Here is a 19,077-nt window from a genome sequence, read left to right as displayed (position 1 = left end):
TACATGATCTGAACAGGGCAAGACTATGTGCTGAACGAGCCAGCATCTTCTCTTTGTAAGAATCAGTCCGTGACAGAATGCGCATCATAGTGGAAGCCATCGAATTGCGCAATTTTTATACAATCATCATGACTGATTAAAGCGAAAAATCGGTAACAGGTAGCGCTGAGACTGTAAAACAATAGCCTCCAGCGTATCAGCATCCAGTTGACGCCAAAGACGCTGATACCAGATATCATCACCTTCGCCACGTACCATCATGTTGCCTTCATAGGCTTGCAGAAACTTACTACGCGCTTTTTGCAACGTTGCATCGTCATCTAACATGGCATCATTTGCGGCGTCATAACAGGTTTTTATCCATGCACCGCCGCTTTCGGGTAATACCAGCAATGGTGACGACATGCCTTCCCGATACCCCTCAATGAGTTGCGACAGGTACAGCAACGCCTGTTCTGCATCCAGCGGCGGAAAACGCCATTCTCCGTCTTTACGCAGGAACAATCGGCTCTCTCCCCTACCGCCACTGGCACAATAGACAAGATGTTCCAGCCAAAGTTGCACACCCTGCGCAATGCTTATCAAAGATGGGCGCCAGCGCAACAAACCGTCTTCTTGCACCTGCGGCAGCCAGCCGGTGATTTGCACGCCGTGACAGTTAAGATCGATTTCCATGCTCTGACAGGGCTGACGACAGGCGATAATGCGTTCAGCCAGCGACTGCATTTCCTGACGCTGCGTATCCCACAGAATTTCGCCAAACGGCCCATAGGGTAGCGCGCCCGCCGCACGAAAACGGCGGAACAGTCGTTCAGCATCGTTCTCTTCAACCAGCGTATTAAGCAATTGCTGATTAAGCTGGTAGCGGGTCAACCCTTCAAGAGTGAAAGGTTCCGTATCCGGGATCTCACTCTCTTCAGAGCGGAAGTTGACCCTTAAACGCATCTGGAAAAAGGCGCGTACCGGATGTGCCCAAAATCGCTGCAGCGTTTCCAGCGTTAGCGTTTCTGGCATTTCAAAGGGAAGAGGCTGCACAAAATCCGTGTGCGCTTTTCCTGACAGACTCGCCGCAGGCAGCCATTCCCGGGCATAGCTTTGCTGTTCGCCCGGCAAATAGTTTTGTGCATCAAAGGGCATACGGGTATGCAAACGGGTTATGTGCGCTTTTACCCTTGCCTCGCTTTGATCGCAGGTCAACGATTCATCGCCCGGCAGGTAGTGGCTTTGCCCGATGTAGTCCATCAGTTCTTGCACCAGCACCGACGGGAAGCGCTCGCTGTTATCCTGAATAGAGCGGCCAATGTAGCTGATGTAGAGCGTCTGCTGTGCCGAAATTAATGCTTCGAGGAACAGATAGCGGTCATCATCTCGACGACTGCGATCGCCCCGCATCGGTTTTTGGCTCATTAAATCAAAGCCCAGCGGCGCAAGTTGACGCGGATAAACCCCATCGTTCATACCCAGCAGGCACACCACTTTGAACGGAATGGAGCGCATCGGCATCAGCGTACAAATGTTAACGGGCCCCGCCAGGAAGCGCTGGCTGATGCGTTCCTGGTCAAGGCGCTGGGCTAGCTCATCACGCAACAGAGAGAGCGGTATAGCATCGCCGTACTCGGCCCCTAAACCTTCGGTAATAATGGCCTGCCACTGCTGTTCAATCAGCGTCATTGCAGCTTCGGTGTCCGCGTCCGGTAGGAAGAAATCATTAAGCATTTCCCGACAAATGGGTAGCCACTCTTCCAGCGGTCGTTCCTGCGCTAACCCTCTACGCCAGAGATTAAGCTGCATCAGCAACGAGGCCAGATGCCCTACCAGTTCGGCAATCAGGCCGCTGGACTCATCGTAAGGCAATACCGATTGCCACTCGCCCTGCGAGCTTTCCATCGCGTAGCCGAGCAGCATACGCGTTAAACCAAATTGCCATGTATGCTGACCTGTAGGTGGAAGTTCCAGTTCACGCACGTTATCGTCGTCAATTCCCCAACGAATCCCGGATTCATTGACCCATAAGCGAAGATAGCGCAACCCTTCTTCATCAATGTTGAAACGCGCCGCCAGCACGGGAACATCCAGTAACGCCAGGACATCCTCTGAGACAAAACGGCTATCCGGCAGCGACAGCAGGCTGATAAAGGCCTGTAAGACGGGATGAGACTGGCGTGCCCGACGGTCAGATATTGCATAAGGTAAGTAACGCTCGGCTGGCGCGCTACCAAAGACCGACTGAATGAATGGGCTGTAGCTGTCGATGTCCGCCACCATCACAATAATATCGCGCGGCGTCAGCGTTGGGTCCGCTTCCAGCATGGCCAACAGCCGGTCATGAAGAATTTCCACCTCGCGCTGTGGGCTATGGCAGACATGGAAAGTCACACTGGTGTCGTTCAGCTCAAGCCGGCGTTTATTGTCGCTACGGGAATATTCTTCCAGCGTAACGCCCGCCACGGCATTACTTTCAAGTTCCAGAATATCCGATTGAATATTATGCAAAAGGTTGTCAGGCGTAATATCGACAAACGCATCCAGTTCCTGACTGTTTTCCAGCTCCGAAAGCAAATAAATGTAATCACGCCCCAGCTTGCCCCACGAGGCCAGCATCGGGTTGCCCACATCCTGTTCGCCATCGCTGTTAAATAATCCTTCGGCTTTCTGGTTATCACGAAACAGCGGCAGATGCCGTTCTTCAAAGCTGTGCCGACGCTGACGAGCCATCAGCTTCGCCAGCCAGGCAGGATCTTTAATGTCGCCCCAATAGTAGCGACAAGGGTTGGTAAATAGCAGATGAATATCAATATGCTTACCCAACGCCTGCAAGGCCTGCAGGTAAACCGGCGGTAGCGCCGAAATTCCGCAAATAAAGACGCGAGAAGGCAGCCCCTGCGGACATTCAGACGCATTTTCCAGGGTCTGAATAAATCGTTGGTATAAATTGGCACGATGCCAGCGCGGCTGGCCCAATTCCGCGGTGTATTCCACCAGCGCTTTCCACAACGGTGCCTGCCAGGCCTGAGACTCGCCGAGTCCCTCAACCAGTCGCCCCGATTCCCACTGGGTCAACCAATCAGGGCGGTAGACTAAATACTGGTCGAAAAGGTCAGCCGCGCGCGAGGAAAGCTGAAAAAGCTTACGTTTATCAGTATCGTCCGTCAGATAGTGGCGTAGCAATGCGAAGTCATCGCTATCCAGCAATTGTGGCAACAGCGTCATCAACTTCCAGCTCATACTCTGTTTGCTGAACGCACTCTCTTTCGGGATATCCGGCAGCACGCGCACAAACATATCCCAGATAAAACTCGCGGGCAGCGGAAAATCGATATTGGCGGCAATACTAAACTTCTGTGCAAGAGTCATTTGTAGCCACTGCGCCATACCGGTACTTTGAACCAGGATCATCTCAGGTTCAAAGGGGTCGTCCAGCCGCTCGCGCTCAACGATAAATTCCATTAACGCTTCCAGCACATCCAGACGGTTGGAGTGGTAGACCCTTAACATAGCGACTCCTGACTACTGACGATTCGGGCAATGCAGACGCGTCATCTGACCCTGCCTGCCGAGGGGTGAAGAAATTATAACGTTGATGCTGACACATCCCGCTCTCGTTGTCTGCATTCGGTTAACCTGCCAGTTCACAGGCGATGAAAACGGGTACAGCTGGGTTTGCTGCCAGGCGTGGCGCCAGAGTTGCTGATACTGGTTTCTGATGATAAAGCTGTTCATTAGCACCCGCTGGTATCCTGACAACGCGGTCACAATCATTATCATTAGTACCATTGCCAGCATCACTTCCGGCAGACTAAAGCCACGCTGTCTGTTCAGGGGATCTGGCATAACGTCTGCTCCTTTAGCGGACAAAAATCGCTCCAGCCACGCGCCGAGAATTCTATGTTGCCATCAATAACCACCCCCTGACGCCATAACGATATCCCTTCATAGTGGGCAATAAGCAGAACAAAATTATTGGTAAGCAGGCGCAGGCAAACCGCGGCATCCTGCGTGGGAACGCGCCGACACTGTACAGGGGGTTGTAAGCGCCAGGGCTGCATACGCCCCCATTCCATCCCGGATTGCACTACCGCCTGACGCTGCAGCGCCTGACTTTGTGTGACCACACGCGCAGCAAAACTGGCCTCCTGTCTGCTAACGCCTTGCAGCAGCAGACTACCGAGCACCAGCAGCAACAGGACCATTGCCAGAGAAGATACGCCTCGCTCACGGTTCACAGGTTGAATCCCGTAACGCTGTAGACCGCTTCAACAACTTTTTGTGGTTGGTCATTGCTCACTCCACGCAAACGCAGCGTAAGAAGCGGGGAATATCCGCTGAAATTCAGCCTTTCAACCTGGAATGCCTCAATCTGCATCGTGGCCGGATCGGTCATTTTCTCCCATCCTTTGCCAGTGCAGCCGGTGGCTCCACGCACGGTTTCCAACACCTTGTCCTGTAAACGAAACCCAATAGAATCAGCCTCTTTCACGGGACTGCTTTCCCAAACGCCATTGCTGTTGGCATCCCATCGGGCAATAACACAGTCTCCCTTAGCCGATATCACCAGTCCCTCTCCGACACAGTTTCCCCGGCAATACCCCGCCCGCTGAAGATGCTTCGCCACGGTGTAGACCCGCTGCCATATTTCATCTTCCAGTACTAACTGGCGCGTGTTACGCAGAATCTCTCGCTGTAGCGCCGGTAAAAATCGTGCTGAGCTAAGCAATAAAATACTGCTAATCGCCATGGCAATGAGCATCTCCAGCAGTGAAAATCCCCGTTCATTTACTGACATAATCTGGCCTCATCGCGCTCGCAAAGCCTGATTCGCCCCCAGCCAGACACCACCACGCGCCATTCCCCACTCGCATTTTTCAGACGTATATGTCCGGCCCATGCCGTATTGCGCAGTCCAAAAAAGGCCAGTGAAGGTGTTATCTCTGCCATTTCGACGTCGTCCCAGGGCGGTGTAAAAACCAAAGACGAAGCGGGTCGACACGTGGTTTGCGAAGCCGCAGAGCTGACAAAACACCATGATGTGCCATCCCGAATCACGCTTATCACATGATCGCGGTTACGCCAGTTAGCATCTTCACGCAGTTGCAGCAGGTAGTCCCGCACCTGGCAGGCGGTCTGCCACAGCCGCTGTTGCTGCTGCCAGCGCTGCCAACCATACAGTCCAGATGCACCAAGCGCCGCGACAATCAGCATCGCAATCAGGGTTTCGAGAAGCGTGTAACCTTGTTGTTTTTTCATGTCGCCAGTATGGCGTGAGGAAAATGAATAACGAGCGGGAAATTCGGTTTCTACGGCGAGCTATGGGGAATATTTAGCACGTTACAGGCCGTTGCAATATTTCAGGAATCCACGCCGAAGAACGCGATTTGAGACAAAAAAACCGACGCACATGGGCGTCGGTTGTGACAGCATGAAACAGGTTAGATAGCTACCGGTGCTTTAATACCCGGGTGCGGATCGTAGCCTTCAATTTCGAAGTCTTCGAAGCGATAGTCAAAGATTGATTCAGGCTTACGTTTGATAACCAGTTTCGGCAGCGCGCGCGGTTCACGGCTAAGCTGCAGATGCGTTTGATCCATATGGTTGCTGTACAGGTGCGTGTCGCCGCCGGTCCAGACAAAATCACCCACTTCCAGATCGCACTGCTGCGCCATCATGTGTACCAGCAAAGCGTAGCTGGCAATGTTAAACGGCAGGCCGAGGAACACATCGCACGAACGCTGATACAGCTGGCAGGAGAGCTTGCCATCCGCCACGTAGAACTGGAAGAACGCATGGCACGGTGCCAGCGCCATTTTATCCAGCTCACCGACGTTCCATGCGGAAACGATAATGCGGCGAGAGTCCGGATCATTTTTCAGCTGGTTTAGCACGGTGGTGATCTGGTCGATATGGCGACCATCTGGCGTAGGCCACGCGCGCCATTGTTTGCCGTAAACCGGGCCTAAATTACCGTTTTCATCCGCCCATTCGTCCCAGATTGAGACGTTGTTTTCATGCAGGTAGGCAACGTTAGTATCGCCCTGCAAGAACCACAGCAGCTCATGAATGATCGAGCGTAAATGGCAGCGTTTAGTCGTAACCAGCGGGAACCCTTCCTGCAGATTAAAACGCATCTGATGACCAAAAATGGAAAGCGTTCCGGTTCCGGTACGGTCGTTTTTCTGTGTGCCTTCATCCAGCACTTTTTGCATCAGTTCTAAATACTGTTTCATGGTTCCTCAGGAAACGTGTTGCTGTGGGCTGCGGCGGTACGCCCAAACCATCATAATAATGCCTGCGACAATCATCGGGATAGAGAGGATCTGACCCATGCTGATGTACTGTACCCAGGTGCCGGTAAACTGCGCATCCGGCTGGCGGAAGAATTCAACAATAATACGAAACGCGCCATAACCAATCAGGAACAGACCGGATACCGAACCCATCGGGCGCGGTTTGCGAATGTACAAGTTCAGAATGATAAACAGCACAACGCCTTCCAACGCCATCTCATAAAGCTGTGAGGCGTGGCGTGGCAGCGAGCCGTAGGTATCAAAAATAGACTGCCATTGCGGGTTAGTTTGCAGCAGTAAAATATCTTCGGTACGGGAGCCGGGGAACAGCATGGCGTACTTGAAGTTCGGGTCAACGCGTCCCCACAGCTCACCGTTGATAAAGTTGCCCAGACGCCCTGCACCCAAGCCAAACGGAATCAGCGGGGCAATGAAATCAGAAACCTGGAAGAACGAACGCTTAGTGCGTTTGGCGAAGATGATCATCACCAGGATCACACCGATAAGTCCACCGTGGAAGGACATACCGCCGTCCCAGACGCGGAACAGATACAGGGGATTATCGAGGAATAACGGGAAGTTATAGAACAGTACGTAACCAATACGCCCACCGAGGAAAACCCCGAGGAAGCCCGCATACAGTAAGTTTTCTACTTCATTTTTGGTCCAGCCACTGCCCGGACGATTCGCGCGGCGCGTCGCCAGCCACATCGCGAAAATAAACCCCACCAAATACATTAAGCCGTACCAGTGAAGCGCGACGGGTCCGATTGAGAAAATGACCGGATCGAAATCCGGAAAATGCAGATAGCTACTGGTCATCTGTCACCACAAGTTCTTGTTATTTCGCTGAAGTCAGACAGCAATTGATAAGCGCGCCTGCATAATGCAGGCGCTCCAAAGGTGCGAATGATAGCACAAGGGGTTAGAAGCGGATGCCGGGAAGATGTAAAAGATCTGTATAGGTAATCTCTATCCCCCGTAATACCTGATAGCGCTACGCTTGTCAGACCTACAATCCCCCGCGAATCAAGCCCCCCATGCCACGACGCTCCATGAAGGCCGCTACCTGATGGCGTACTTCTGTTGCCATCTGTGCCTCCAGGCTGCGCTGCGCCAGCGTTTGCGCCTCATCAAAATCGATATGGCGCAGCAGATATTTTACGCGAGCGACAGAACGACCGTTCATCGACAAATGACGGAAACCGAGACCGATCAGAATAGCCACGCACATCGGGTCGCCCGCCATTTCACCACACAGGCGCAAATCGATACCGCTTCTTTCGGCTTCCTGCGCAATCATCGCCAGCGCACGCAACATCCCCGGATGCAGGCTGTCATAAATGCTGGCTACCCGTGTGTTGTTACGATCGACGGCCAGTATGTACTGGGTAAGGTCGTTGGTTCCGACCGAGATAAAGTCTATCCGGTTTGTCAGATGCGGCAGCATGAACACCATCGACGGAACTTCCAGCATGATGCCAATGCGCGGTTTCGGGATCTCGTAACCGATCATCTCCTCCACTTCGCGTCCGGCGCGTTCAATCAAACGTCGCGCTTCGTCCACTTCATCGATGCTGGTTACCATCGGCAGCAAAATGCTCAGGTTTCCGGTTGCCGCATTCGCACGCAGCATAGCGCGAACCTGGATCAAAAAGATCTCCGGCTGATCGAGCGTTATGCGGATCCCTCGCCAGCCAAGGCAGGGGTTCTCTTCACTGATCGGCATATAGGGCAGCTGTTTATCGGCGCCGACATCCAGCGTACGCAGGGTCACCGGCTTGTCGTTAAACATTTGCAGCATCCCCTGATACTGCGCAACCTGTTCTTCTTCCGAAGGAAAACCGCTTTGCAGCATGAACGGAATTTCGGTGCGATACAGGCCAATGCCGTCGATTCGGCTACCCAGCTTTTCTTCATGTTCCGGGCTGAGGCCCGCATTGAGCATCACCTTCACGCGCTCGCCGCTTTTCAGCTGTGCTGGCTGGTTGACGTCGTCTTCCGCCAGGCGGCTCAGCTCAATTTCTTCACTGATAAGACGCTGGTATTCCTGGATCAATACCGGTTCCGGATCGACCAGCAGTTCACCGCGATAACCGTCCACCACCAGCGTACGGCGATGCAGCACTGACGGCTGGATATCGGCCCCCATGACGGTAGGGATACCCAGCGCACGCACCATAATTGCCGCATGAGAGTTGGCTGCGCCGTCCCGGACAACCACGCCAACTAACCGGTCCTGAGGAAGCTCCGCCAGCGTGGTCGCCGAAAGTTCGTCCGCCACCAGCACAAAGCGTTCCGGCCAGGCATTCGGCCCCTGGATAGAGTCATCAAGGTGGAACAGCAGGCGCTGGCCCAGCGCGCGTAAATCTCCGGCCCGCTCTTTGAGGTAGTTATCGCTCAGCGCGGCGAACTGTTCGGCAAACTTTTCGATGATCGTTTTAACCGCCCACTCGGCCACCGAACCGTTATCCACTTCCGCAAACAGCTCGCGGCGCAGACGGGTATCGGAAAGTAAGTGCGAGTAAAGATCAAAGATCGCCGCCGTTTCTTTCTGCGCCCCAGCGGTAAAACGCTTGCTGTAGCGGCGGAATTCGTTCGCCGCCTCTTCCAGCGCACCGGTCAGTCGCTCGCGTTCAAGCACAGGATCCAGCGTTGAAGCCTGGTAGACCTGTTCCATCAACGGCAGCGTCGCATCCTGCCAACCTTCGGCTATTGCCACACCGGGAGCGGCTGGCAGCGCACGGATGCGCGTTTGACGGTACTGGCCGAACAGCGCGTTTAGCTGCGACTGCGAAAGTATGGCCGCCATTTGCGTGGCGAGCGTGACGAGGAAAGACTCTTCACTTTCATCGTACTGACGCAGTTCACGCTGCTGCACCACCAGCACACCTAAAAGCTGGCGACGCTGAATGATCGGTACGCCTAAGAATGCACGAAAACGCTCTTCTTTTACCGAAGGAATGTATTTAAAGCTGGGATGTTTTTGCGCATCGGCGAGGTTGATAGGTTCCGCCAGCCTGCCAACCAGGCCAACGATACCTTCATCAAACGCGAGTGCGACAGTACGACCACGTGGTTTTTTTAATCCCCGGGTCGCCATGAGGTAATAACAACGTCGATCGTGATCGGCCAGATAGACCGAACAGACCTCTGTATCCATCGCAAGACAGATGTCGGTAACCAGTATATTCAGCGCTTCGTTCAGACGCGGAGCACTGGCCACCTTTTCGACTATTTCGCGCAGGCGGGTGAGCATAATTTGCGTAGCTTAACCTCTTTTACGTCTGTACGCAGGTGCGCTTTGCGGTTTAGGAGTGCTCTCCTGAAGCGCCATGACAACACTTGCGAATTCTTTCATCACCCTGCGATAGACATCGCGTTTAAATGACACCACCTGTCGAACCGGATACCAGTAACTCACCCAGCGCCAGCCGTCGAACTCAGGTGTACTGCTGGTTTGCATATTGATTTCAGCATCGCTGCTGACCAATTGCAGAAGAAACCATTTTTGTTTCTGGCCGATACAAACCGGCTTCGTGTCCCAACGCACCAAACGTTTCGGTAACTTGTAACGCAACCAGTTACGAGTAGAAGCAAGGATCCGTACATCTTTACGACTGAGACCCACTTCTTCAAAGAGTTCCCGGTACATCGCCTGCTCTGCTGTCTCTCCTGCGTTGATCCCACCTTGTGGGAATTGCCAGGAGTGCTGACCAAATCGCCGGGCCCACATGACCTGCCCCTGGCGGTTACAAATTACTATCCCTACATTCGGGCGGTAGCCATCGTCATCAATCACCGGACTACCTCAACATAAACCTTATATACAAACGATTGTTTCACACTCCTGAGGGGCGGTAAACCACTCTGTTAAGGGTGCGATATTCTAATAACAATTGAATAACTCACAGTTAAAGGCCGAGTTATAAACAGAAGAAGGGCAAGCAAGGCGATTTTATTCACCTTTTCTGTGGATATAGTTGTGAAGAAGTACGGAATTACTATGGGAAAACCCAGAACAGTCCGAATAAGACATTCGTCACATATCAAAAATACTCTTATACATTCATAAAGTTAAAACCGATCCACGCAGATAAACACACAGAAATGTGATGTGCATCACGCATACGATCTTCACGCTGATGAAAGATCGACCAGCGTTGGTTTTATCCACAGATTATGCCAATAAGTTAGGCACAATTTGTGTGAAAATTCGATTTTCGTCGCACGTCAAGGCTGTAAATTGAAACAGTAGTGGGGGTTTTTCACAGTTATCCCATCTTTCTGTGGATAACATGGTGTAAGATCCTGTTCATTGTCAGTGACCAGAATTGGAAAACCCGCTTCGCTGTTGCGCAACTCTGCGAACGTAAATCTAAAAACCAATATAAATCATAGAATTGAATAAAGCATGTGGAAAAAGATAAACTCTGTCCACACGGTATAAAATCATTGCTCATTTTTTCACCTAAGGGTTAACCCGATGCCAGAACTCCGTCCGTTGCTTTCTCCCCCTGAATCTGAAGCCCAGTTGCTGAGCCAGGCACGGCAGCTTTCGGGCTACGCGTTAGGAGAATTAGCGGCAATAGCGGGAATCGTTACGCCGAAGGATCTTAAGCGCGATAAAGGCTGGATTGGCGTCCTGCTGGAAATCTGGCTCGGTGCCAGCGCGGGCAGTAAACCAGAGCAGGATTTTGCGGCGCTGGGCGTGGAGCTGAAAACGATCCCTGTGGACAGTCTTGGCAGACCGCTGGAAACCACCTTTGTGTGTGTGGCGCCGTTAACCGGCAATACCGGCGTCACCTGGGAAACCAGCCATGTACGACACAAACTCAAACGTGTTCTGTGGATCCCGGTAGAAGGCGAACGCAGCATCCCTCTGGCTGAGCGCCGCGTCGGCTCTCCCCTGCTGTGGAGCCCGAATGAAGAAGAAGACCGGCAATTGCGTCTGGACTGGGAAGAGTTAATGGACATGATTGTGTTAGGTCATGTCGAACGCATCACCGCTCGCCATGGGGAAGTACTGCAACTGCGTCCTAAAGCCGCCAACGCCCGCGCGCTTACCGAGGCCATTGGCGCCAACGGCGAACCCATCCTGACCCTGCCACGCGGCTTTTACCTGAAAAAGAACTTCACCCGCGCATTGCTTGAGCGACATTTCTTGTTCCAGGCGCAATAGGCACCGTCCGGCCTTTCACCCGCCGCGTTACGGGCCTATAATTACCGCTTCTTTTTTTTGGCAGGACTTTGTTCGATGTTATTTGCATGGATAACCGATCCTAACGCCTGGCTTGCGCTCGGTACGCTGACGCTGCTGGAGATCGTTCTTGGGATCGACAATATTATTTTCCTTTCTCTGGTTGTAGCCAAACTCCCGACAGCGCAACGCAATCATGCTCGACGTATTGGGCTGGCGGCGGCGATGATCATGCGTCTGGCACTGCTGGCTTCTATCGCCTGGGTAACGCGGCTGACAAACCCGTTATTCGAGCTGTTTGGCGAGGCGATATCAGCACGTGACCTGATCCTTCTGCTGGGGGGATTGTTCCTGATCTGGAAAGCCAGCAAGGAGATCCACGAATCCATTGAAGGTGAGGAAGAGGGGTTAAAAACCCGCGTATCTTCTTTCCTGGGCGCGATTGTGCAGATCATGTTGTTAGACATTATCTTCAGTCTGGATTCCGTGATTACTGCGGTTGGCTTGTCCGATCATCTGTTTATTATGATGGCGGCGGTGGTGATTGCCGTAGGCGTGATGATGTTTGCCGCGCGCCCAATTGGCGAGTTTGTCGATCGCCACCCTTCGGTGAAAATGCTGGCGCTCTCGTTTCTGATTCTGGTCGGTTTTACGCTGATTCTGGAAAGTTTCGACGTCCACGTTCCGAAAGGATATATCTATTTCGCCATGTTCTTCTCTATCGCGGTAGAGACCCTGAACCTGTGGCGTAATAAAAAAAATCCGCTCTGATGAAATCCATCGCTCCCCGCAAGGGGAGCGAATGCCAGCCACACCTACCCCTTCTCACAGTTTAAGATTTTACTGCTTTCACCCTGCACAACTTCGCGTTATTACTAAACTATTGTCAGACGCAGGCCATGTGAGGATAAGCAGATGAAAAAATGGGCAGTTTTGATTTCCGCCGTAGGACTGGCTTTTGCCGTTTCCGGATGCAGCAGCGATTATGTAATGGCGACAAAAGATGGTCGAATGATCCTGACCGATGGAAAACCAGAAATTGACGATGATACCGGTCTGGTGAGCTATCACGACCAGCAGGGCAATGCGATGCAGATTAACCGCGATGATGTGTCTCAAATCATTGAACGCTGATGGTTGAGGTCAGCAGCGCGCTGGCCTTAACAATTTTACTTCCCTTTTTCTCTTCCCTCAGCCATTTTTATAATCCTTATGTCGTGATTATAAAAAGGAAACGGCTATGCAATATCACCGTATACCCCACAGCTCGTTGGAAGTCAGTACACTGGGGCTGGGCACAATGACGTTTGGTGAACAGAACAGCGAAGCCGACGCACATGCACAGCTCGATTATGCAGTAGCACAGGGCATTAATTTGATCGACGTTGCCGAGATGTATCCGGTACCGCCGCGTCCTGAAACCCAGGGTCTCACCGAAACCTACGTAGGTAACTGGCTCGCCAAACACGGCAGCCGCGAAAAGCTGATCGTTGCGTCTAAGGTCAGCGGACCATCACGTAACAACGACAGCGGCATTCGACCGAATCAGGCGCTGGACCGTAAAAATATCCGTGAAGCGCTGCACGACAGCCTGAAAAGACTGCAAACCGATTATCTGGATCTGTATCAGGTTCACTGGCCGCAGCGCCCGACCAACTGTTTTGGTAAGTTAGGCTACAGCTGGACAGACTCCGCGCCGGTCGTTTCCCTTCTCGATACGCTGGACGCTCTGGCCGAGTTTCAGCGCGCCGGGAAAATTCGCTACATCGGCGTTTCTAATGAAACCGCGTTTGGCGTGATGCGCTATCTGCACCTGGCGGACAAACACGATCTGCCACGCATCGCCACCATCCAGAACCCCTACAGCCTGCTGAACCGCAGCTTTGAGGTTGGACTGGCTGAAGTGAGCCAGTATGAAGGCGTTGAGCTGCTGGCTTACTCTTGCCTGGGCTTCGGTACGTTAACCGGGAAATACCTGAACGGCGCGAAACCTGCCGGTGCACGCAATACGTTGTTTAGCCGTTTCACGCGCTACAGCGGCGAGCAGACGCAGAAAGCCGTTGCGGCCTATGTGGATATCGCGAAACGCCATAATCTGGATCCTGCGCAAATGGCGCTGGCATTCGTGCGTCGTCAGCCGTTTGTCGCCAGCACTTTGCTGGGCGCCACGACGATGGAGCAGCTAAAAACCAACGTTGAAAGCCTGCATCTGGAGTTGAGCGAAGAAGTACTGGCAGAGATTGAAGCGGTGCATCAGGTGTATACCTATCCTGCACCGTAACAGTTAGCGCCTGATGGCGCTACGCTTATCAGGCCTACAAAGTGAACGCCCTGTAGGCCGTATACGGTAACGCCGCCATCCGACACATTCATAGCATACTCATCTCGCACCGTGACGATTAGCGCCTGATGGCGCTACGCTTATCAGGCCTACAAAGTGAGCATCCTGTAGGCCGGATAAGGCAACGCAGCCATCCGGCACATTCATAGCATACTCATCTCGCACCGTGACGATTAGCGCCTGATGGCGCTACGCTTATCAGGCCTACAAAGTGAGCATCCTGTAGGCCGGATAAGGCAACGCCGCCATCCGGCAACAGCATACAACAGACTATTGGCGGCGCTGCCAAATCCATAGCGCCGCAATCGCCAGCGCAAACAGCGCACCAAATCCAATACCAATCGCAACAGCCGGGAGCCCCACCAGCACCGCCAGTGAGTAAATCCCCAGCATCAACAGCATCGCGCTGTTTTCACCCAGGTTTTGCACCGCTATCGCATTACCCGCGCCGACGCTTTTCTTACCCCGTTCCTGCAGCAACGCATTCAACGGCACCACAAAGAAGCCACCCGACACGCCGATAAGCATCAGCAATGCGTAGGCCGGAAGCAGCGAATGTTGAAGAGAGAAAATCAGCACCACGATGCCAATCAGGATCCCCGCAGGCATACAGCGCGAAACGGTTTCCAGCGTTACCAGCTTCGCGGCCGCACCCGCACCGACCACAATCCCGATTGCTACCATGGCATTGAGGTAGGTCGGGGTGGCGTTATCGGTGATGCCGAGCGCCACCGGGACCCACAGCACCAGCAGAAAACGCAGCGTAACGCCCGCGCCCCAAAAAAGGCTGGTTCCCACCAACGAGAAACGCGTCTCGCCATTACGCCACAACGATGAAGCCGCACAGAAGAAACTGCGCGTCATTTTCCCCAGATGCCAGGACTGGCCAGGACGAGCCGCAGCCAGTTTCGGGATATACAGGTTAGCCATCACCGCCCCAGCATAGGCCAGGGCACAGGCAGAAAGCGCGGCAATCACGTGCCAGTCGGCCAGAACGCCGCCGGCGACAGATCCGAGCAAAATCGCGGCAATGGTGGAGGCTTCCATCAGGCCGTTAGCCTTCACCAGTTTGTCGCCGGTAGTCAGTTCACCGAGAATGCCGTACTTGGCCGGTGAATATGCCGCCGCGCCGATCCCCACCAGCGTATACCCAAGAAACGGATTAATGCCGAAGCAAATACTCGCCGCGCCCAGCAGTTTCAGAGCGTTCGCGAACATCATCACTCTGCCTTTGGCAAAGCTATCCGCCACCTGTCCCACAAAGGGGGCAAACAGAATGTAAGCGCCCACAAACACCATTTGCAGGATTGGCTGACTCCAGTCCGGATAGAATTGTTCTTTCAGCAACGCCAGCGTAGCAAACAGCAACGCGTTATCGCCAAACGCCGACAGGAACTGCGCGGCGATAACGGACATCATCCCTTTGGACCAGATTGAAGTGTTAGTGTGCACTGACTCACTCATGTTGTTTTTCCGGCTCATCGACCCAGCTTTTCAGCGTAACAAAATCCGGCTTACCGCTGCCGAGTAAGGGGAGTTGCTTCAGATGGCGAATATCACGCGGTACGGCGAGTTCAGGTACACCGTGCGCCCGCGCATACTGCTGTAGTTTTTCACGTGTCAGCTCGCTGTCGGTAGTGAACAGCACCAGCGCCTCACCTTTGCTGGCATCACTCTTGATCGCCGTGGCGTGCATTTTGTCTGAGGATACCGCCAACGCCAGTTGCTCAACCATTTCCAGCGAAACCATCTCTCCGGCAATTTTAGCGAATCGCTTAGCGCGCCCCTGAATCTGTACAAAGCCGTTTTCATCAAAGCGCACGATGTCTCCGGTGTCATACCAGCCGCGCTCAATCTCACCTTGCGCATTTTCTGCTGTCGGCACTTCCAGCACGCCAGGTTTTTCGACGCGCAAATAGCCGCTCATAATATTAGGACCTTTCAGCTGTAAACGCCCACCGTCCTCAATTCCCGGAACAGCCAACAGTCGAGCATCCATACCAGGCAAGATGCGCCCTACCGTTCCCGATTTTGCCGCCATTGGTACGTTAATCGACACAACCGGCGCACATTCCGTCACGCCATAGCCTTCAAGAACGCGCAGGCCAAATTTCTCCTGCCACAGCTGCTTTGTGCTGTCCTGAAGTTTTTCCGCTCCCGCCACCACATAGCGCAGGCGGTGGAAATCGTACGGATGCGCAAAACGCGCGTAGTTGCCGAGGAACGTTGAAGTACCAAACAACACGGTGCAGTTCCGGTCGTATACCAGCTCTGGCACAATGCGGTAATGCAGCGGGCTGGGATAAAGAAACACTTCTGCGCCAGTCAGTAGCGGCGTGAATAATCCCACCGTCAGGCCAAAGGAGTGGAACAGCGGCAGCGCCGACATAAAACGGTCATCGGCGGTGAAATCGGCAATCGTTTTGATCTGCTCAACGTTCGCCAGAATGCTTTTATGACTGTGAACCACACCTTTCGGATGGCCTTCTGAACCAGAAGTAAAGAGGATCACCGCAGCGTCTTCCGGCTGCTGCTTCACCTGCGCCAGATGCGGTGCCAGCAGATGTGAGAAAATCCACAGCTTATCGCTAAAGGTCACATCAGCTTTTAAGTCTTCCAGATAAACCCAACGCACCTGGGTGAGCTGTTCCGGTAAATGCCAGAGTTTGCCTTTATCGAGAAACTGTCGGGATGTGAAGATCGTTTTAATTTCAGACGCAGTAATGGCACTGGTTAATCCTTTCACGCCCGCGGTGTAGTTCATCATGGCCGGAATGCGTCGGCGCGCAATGGCGCCAAAAATGACCGCTGCGCTGATCCCCGCGTTTGGCAGCATCAGGCCGATTTTTTCACCTTCGACGCTGTATTTTTCCAGAATACGGGCCACAAAGAGCGTCTTTGTCAGCAGCTTGCGGTAGCTGTCCGGGGTAAAGTTAACATCTTCAATGCAGTTTTTGCCTGCGCCAAAACGGTATTTCGCCGCCAGCAGCGACTCGTATAGCGTTTCACGCGGACGAACCGCCATGCGTGCTTCCATCATAATTTGATGCAGCATCTCTCCGGCAATTTTGCGGCGATCGCGAGCACGCGGAGCTTCCGGCATCGGCAGTTGTGTCGGCGGTAGGATGTGTAAGCGGATGCGCGGGAAGAATCGCTGTTTAACCAAACCTTTCAGGCGGCTAAAGCGGGAAAGCTCCGCGCCTTCAATGCGCACAGGAACCACCGTCGCCCCCGACTTAGCGGCAACAAACCCCGCGCCGTCATAAATTTTCATTAACGAGCCGGAGGTCGAAATACGTCCTTCCGGGAAAATAACCACCGGACGGCCCTGTTCGACCAGACGAACCAGATGTTTAATCGACATCGGTTTGGTTGGATCTAACGGTACAAAATCAATCAGCGGGGTTAGCCAGCGCATATACCATTGCTGGCTGATCGAGGTGTAAACAGCGAAGACGGGACGAATCGGTAAAAAGAGCGCCAACAGGATGCCGTCTATAAATGAGACATGGTTGGGAGTGATTAGAACGCGTTCTCCCTGTAGCGCGCTGACATCGCCCGTGACGCGAACGCGGAAAAGCACGCGAAACAGATTACGAAAAAAGCCAAATAGCATCTCAACTCCCTGTGCCATTAATTATATAAACATCAATGGTGGGAGAGTATACGAGTTGGGGAATTGGCGCGACAGGTAACTGGTAAATACAATCCGAAAAAAAACCTGCGCATCCGCGCAGGTTGGTGCAAGAGACAGGTACGAAGTGCGTACCGAATAATCTCACCAATCAATACCTCTGGGATCTTGATTGTGGTCGTCAGCAGCCAGATACGCCAGTGCGAAAACGCAAAGGAATGAACCCAAATGCAACGAGTTGTGTAAATTATCGGTTACTGTTACAGATAGACTGAAGGTAAAAAAAAACCTGCGCATCTGCGCAGGCTGGTGTAATTCTAGTGATCAACCCGAAAGTTGATTTCACCTATCAATACCTCTGGGATCTCAACTCTAGCAATCTGCTCAGTTCTCTCACCAGCGAACAATCGCAACAGCACATCGCAAAGTGTAAGCAAAAATTAGCATTTTCTATTTTCTGTCTTACTTCGCTCGTGTGCGCTCACATTTGCGACGTTCTGACGGGCAATCTGCTTGAACAGCCAGCCATTTTCCGTAACACTGACGGAATGTAAGCGTTTACCCACAACAGGTACTATCATGGCGACCATAAAGGATGTAGCCCGACTAGCTGGTGTATCAGTCGCCACCGTTTCTCGAGTGATTAATGATTCTCCTAAAGCCAGCGAAGCATCGCGCCTGGCCGTAACGAGTGCAATGGAATCACTCAGCTACCACCCCAACGCCAATGCGCGTGCGCTGGCACAACAATCCACTGAAACCATCGGTCTGGTGGTTGGAGATGTGTCCGATCCATTTTTTGGGGCAATGGTTAAAGCTGTCGAGCAGGTGGCGTATAACACCGGTAATTTTTTACTGATTGGTAACGGCTACCATAACGAACAGAAGGAACGACAGGCGATTGAACAGCTCATTCGCCACCGCTGCGCAGCCCTTGTTGTCCACGCGAAAATTATCCCGGATGCTGAGCTGGCATCACTCATGAAGCAAATCCCCGGCATGGTATTGATTAACCGAATTCTGCCGGGATTCGAACAACGCTGCGTTGCCCTTGATGACCGTTTCGGCGCCTGGCTCGCGACCCGACACCTCATTCAGCAGGGCCATACGCGCATTGGTTATCTGTGCTCCAATCACACGATTTCAGATGCGGAAGATCGTCTGCAAGGCTATTACGACGCGCTGGCAGAGAGCAATATTCCTGTCAGCGATCGACTGGTAACGTTTGGTGAACCGGATGAAAGCGGCGGTGAACAGGCTATGACCGAGTTACTTGGCCGTGGCAAAAACTTCACTGCGGTAGCCTGCTACAACGACTCAATGGCGGCTGGTGCCATGGGCGTATTGAATGATAACGGCATTGATGTGCCGGGAGAAATCTCGCTGATTGGTTTTGATGATGTGCTGGTTTCCCGCTACGTGCGCCCGCGTCTGACCACGGTGCGCTACCCGATCGTGACGATGGCAACCCAGGCTGCCGAACTGGCGCTCGCGCTGGCGGAGAAGCGTCCCGTGCCTGAAATTACCCACGTTTTTAACCCAACTCTGGTGCGTCGCCATTCCGTTTCGACGCTGACAGAGCCGGGGAATTCATCGTCAAACGAATAACCAGGATAGCGTT

The 19,077-nt window shown here is 53.0% G+C and carries 16 protein-coding genes; 5 read left to right on the top strand and 11 right to left on the bottom strand.

Translation table 11 applies throughout. The features are described from left to right. Positions 1-126: 126 nt before the first annotated feature. The 9 genes from recC to rppH all read right to left on the bottom strand — a co-directional run bounded on the left by recC (position 127) and on the right by rppH (position 10,083). Positions 127-3,495, bottom strand: a complete 3,369-nt coding sequence (recC, locus tag OGY33_RS05770; RefSeq protein WP_191238154.1) for an exodeoxyribonuclease V subunit gamma — start codon at positions 3,493-3,495, stop codon at positions 127-129. Positions 3,496-3,507: 12 nt separating this feature from the next. Then, positions 3,508-3,831, bottom strand: coding sequence for a prepilin-type N-terminal cleavage/methylation domain-containing protein (locus OGY33_RS05765; RefSeq protein ID WP_008785708.1), 324 nt, complete (start codon positions 3,829-3,831; stop codon positions 3,508-3,510). Further along, a complete protein-coding gene (locus OGY33_RS05760) occupies positions 3,816-4,223 on the bottom strand; it encodes a DUF2509 family protein (protein WP_057067305.1) in 408 nt (135 codons plus the stop codon). The genes OGY33_RS05765 and OGY33_RS05760 overlap by 16 nt, the downstream gene beginning before the upstream one ends. After that, positions 4,220-4,783 (bottom strand): prepilin peptidase-dependent protein, encoded by a 564-nt coding sequence (locus OGY33_RS05755; protein ID WP_057067306.1) that lies wholly within the window; start codon positions 4,781-4,783, stop codon positions 4,220-4,222. Before OGY33_RS05755 ends, OGY33_RS05760 begins: the two co-directional genes overlap by 4 nt. Further along, positions 4,774-5,244 carry a prepilin peptidase-dependent protein gene (locus tag OGY33_RS05750; RefSeq protein WP_057067307.1) on the bottom strand — a complete coding sequence of 157 codons (471 nt, stop codon included), beginning with the start codon at positions 5,242-5,244 and terminating at the stop codon, positions 4,774-4,776. Before OGY33_RS05750 ends, OGY33_RS05755 begins: the two co-directional genes overlap by 10 nt. Positions 5,245-5,426: 182 nt before the next feature. After that, a complete protein-coding gene (gene thyA, locus OGY33_RS05745; protein WP_003033990.1) occupies positions 5,427-6,221 on the bottom strand; it encodes a thymidylate synthase in 795 nt (264 codons plus the stop codon). 6 nt (positions 6,222-6,227) lie between these two features. Then, positions 6,228-7,103: a prolipoprotein diacylglyceryl transferase gene (gene lgt / locus OGY33_RS05740; protein WP_003825606.1), complete on the bottom strand. Its 876-nt coding sequence runs from the start codon at positions 7,101-7,103 to the stop codon at positions 6,228-6,230. Positions 7,104-7,293: 190 nt separating this feature from the next. Then, positions 7,294-9,540: a phosphoenolpyruvate--protein phosphotransferase gene (ptsP, locus tag OGY33_RS05735; protein WP_003825604.1), complete on the bottom strand. Its 2,247-nt coding sequence runs from the start codon at positions 9,538-9,540 to the stop codon at positions 7,294-7,296. A gap of 12 nt (positions 9,541-9,552) precedes the next feature. Further along, on the bottom strand, positions 9,553-10,083 hold the full coding sequence (gene rppH, locus OGY33_RS05730; RefSeq protein ID WP_003825602.1) for an RNA pyrophosphohydrolase: 531 nt from the start codon (positions 10,081-10,083) through the stop codon (positions 9,553-9,555). A 684-nt stretch (positions 10,084-10,767) separates the two neighbouring features. On the opposite strand from rppH, the gene mutH reads away from it, so the two are divergent. The 4 genes from mutH (at position 10,768) to OGY33_RS05710 (ending at position 13,762) form a co-directional block, all read left to right on the top strand. Further along, the gene (gene mutH, locus OGY33_RS05725; RefSeq protein WP_149607733.1) at positions 10,768-11,463 is read left to right on the top strand and encodes a DNA mismatch repair endonuclease MutH; all 696 of its coding nucleotides are present in this window, start codon (positions 10,768-10,770) and stop codon (positions 11,461-11,463) included. A 75-nt stretch (positions 11,464-11,538) separates the two neighbouring features. Then, entirely contained in the window at positions 11,539-12,252 is a 714-nt protein-coding gene (locus OGY33_RS05720) for a TerC family protein (protein ID WP_003033961.1), read from the top strand. 144 nt (positions 12,253-12,396) lie between these two features. Beyond that, positions 12,397-12,615 (top strand): lipoprotein YgdR, encoded by a 219-nt coding sequence (ygdR, locus tag OGY33_RS05715; RefSeq protein ID WP_000758660.1) that lies wholly within the window; start codon positions 12,397-12,399, stop codon positions 12,613-12,615. Positions 12,616-12,721: 106 nt separating this feature from the next. Continuing rightward, a complete protein-coding gene (locus OGY33_RS05710) occupies positions 12,722-13,762 on the top strand; it encodes an NADP(H)-dependent aldo-keto reductase (protein WP_003033954.1) in 1,041 nt (346 codons plus the stop codon). A gap of 330 nt (positions 13,763-14,092) precedes the next feature. Here the strand turns inward: OGY33_RS05710 and lplT are convergent, their stop codons facing one another. Next, on the bottom strand, positions 14,093-15,286 hold the full coding sequence (lplT, locus tag OGY33_RS05705; RefSeq protein ID WP_191238153.1) for a lysophospholipid transporter LplT: 1,194 nt from the start codon (positions 15,284-15,286) through the stop codon (positions 14,093-14,095). Continuing rightward, a complete protein-coding gene (aas, locus tag OGY33_RS05700) occupies positions 15,279-17,438 on the bottom strand; it encodes a bifunctional acyl-ACP--phospholipid O-acyltransferase/long-chain-fatty-acid--ACP ligase (RefSeq protein WP_048225394.1) in 2,160 nt (719 codons plus the stop codon). Before aas ends, lplT begins: the two co-directional genes overlap by 8 nt. A 597-nt stretch (positions 17,439-18,035) precedes the next feature. Here aas and galR point away from each other — a divergent pair. Further along, positions 18,036-19,064 (top strand): HTH-type transcriptional regulator GalR, encoded by a 1,029-nt coding sequence (gene galR, locus OGY33_RS05695; RefSeq protein WP_048215625.1) that lies wholly within the window; start codon positions 18,036-18,038, stop codon positions 19,062-19,064. The last annotated feature ends 13 nt before the right edge of the window (positions 19,065-19,077 follow it).

Source organism: Citrobacter sp. Cpo032, assembly GCF_030332975.1.
Classification (GTDB): Bacteria; Pseudomonadota; Gammaproteobacteria; order Enterobacterales; family Enterobacteriaceae; genus Citrobacter; species Citrobacter portucalensis.
The sequence above is the reverse complement of the archived record's forward strand: the minus strand, read 5'-3'. Positions and strand labels throughout refer to the sequence as shown.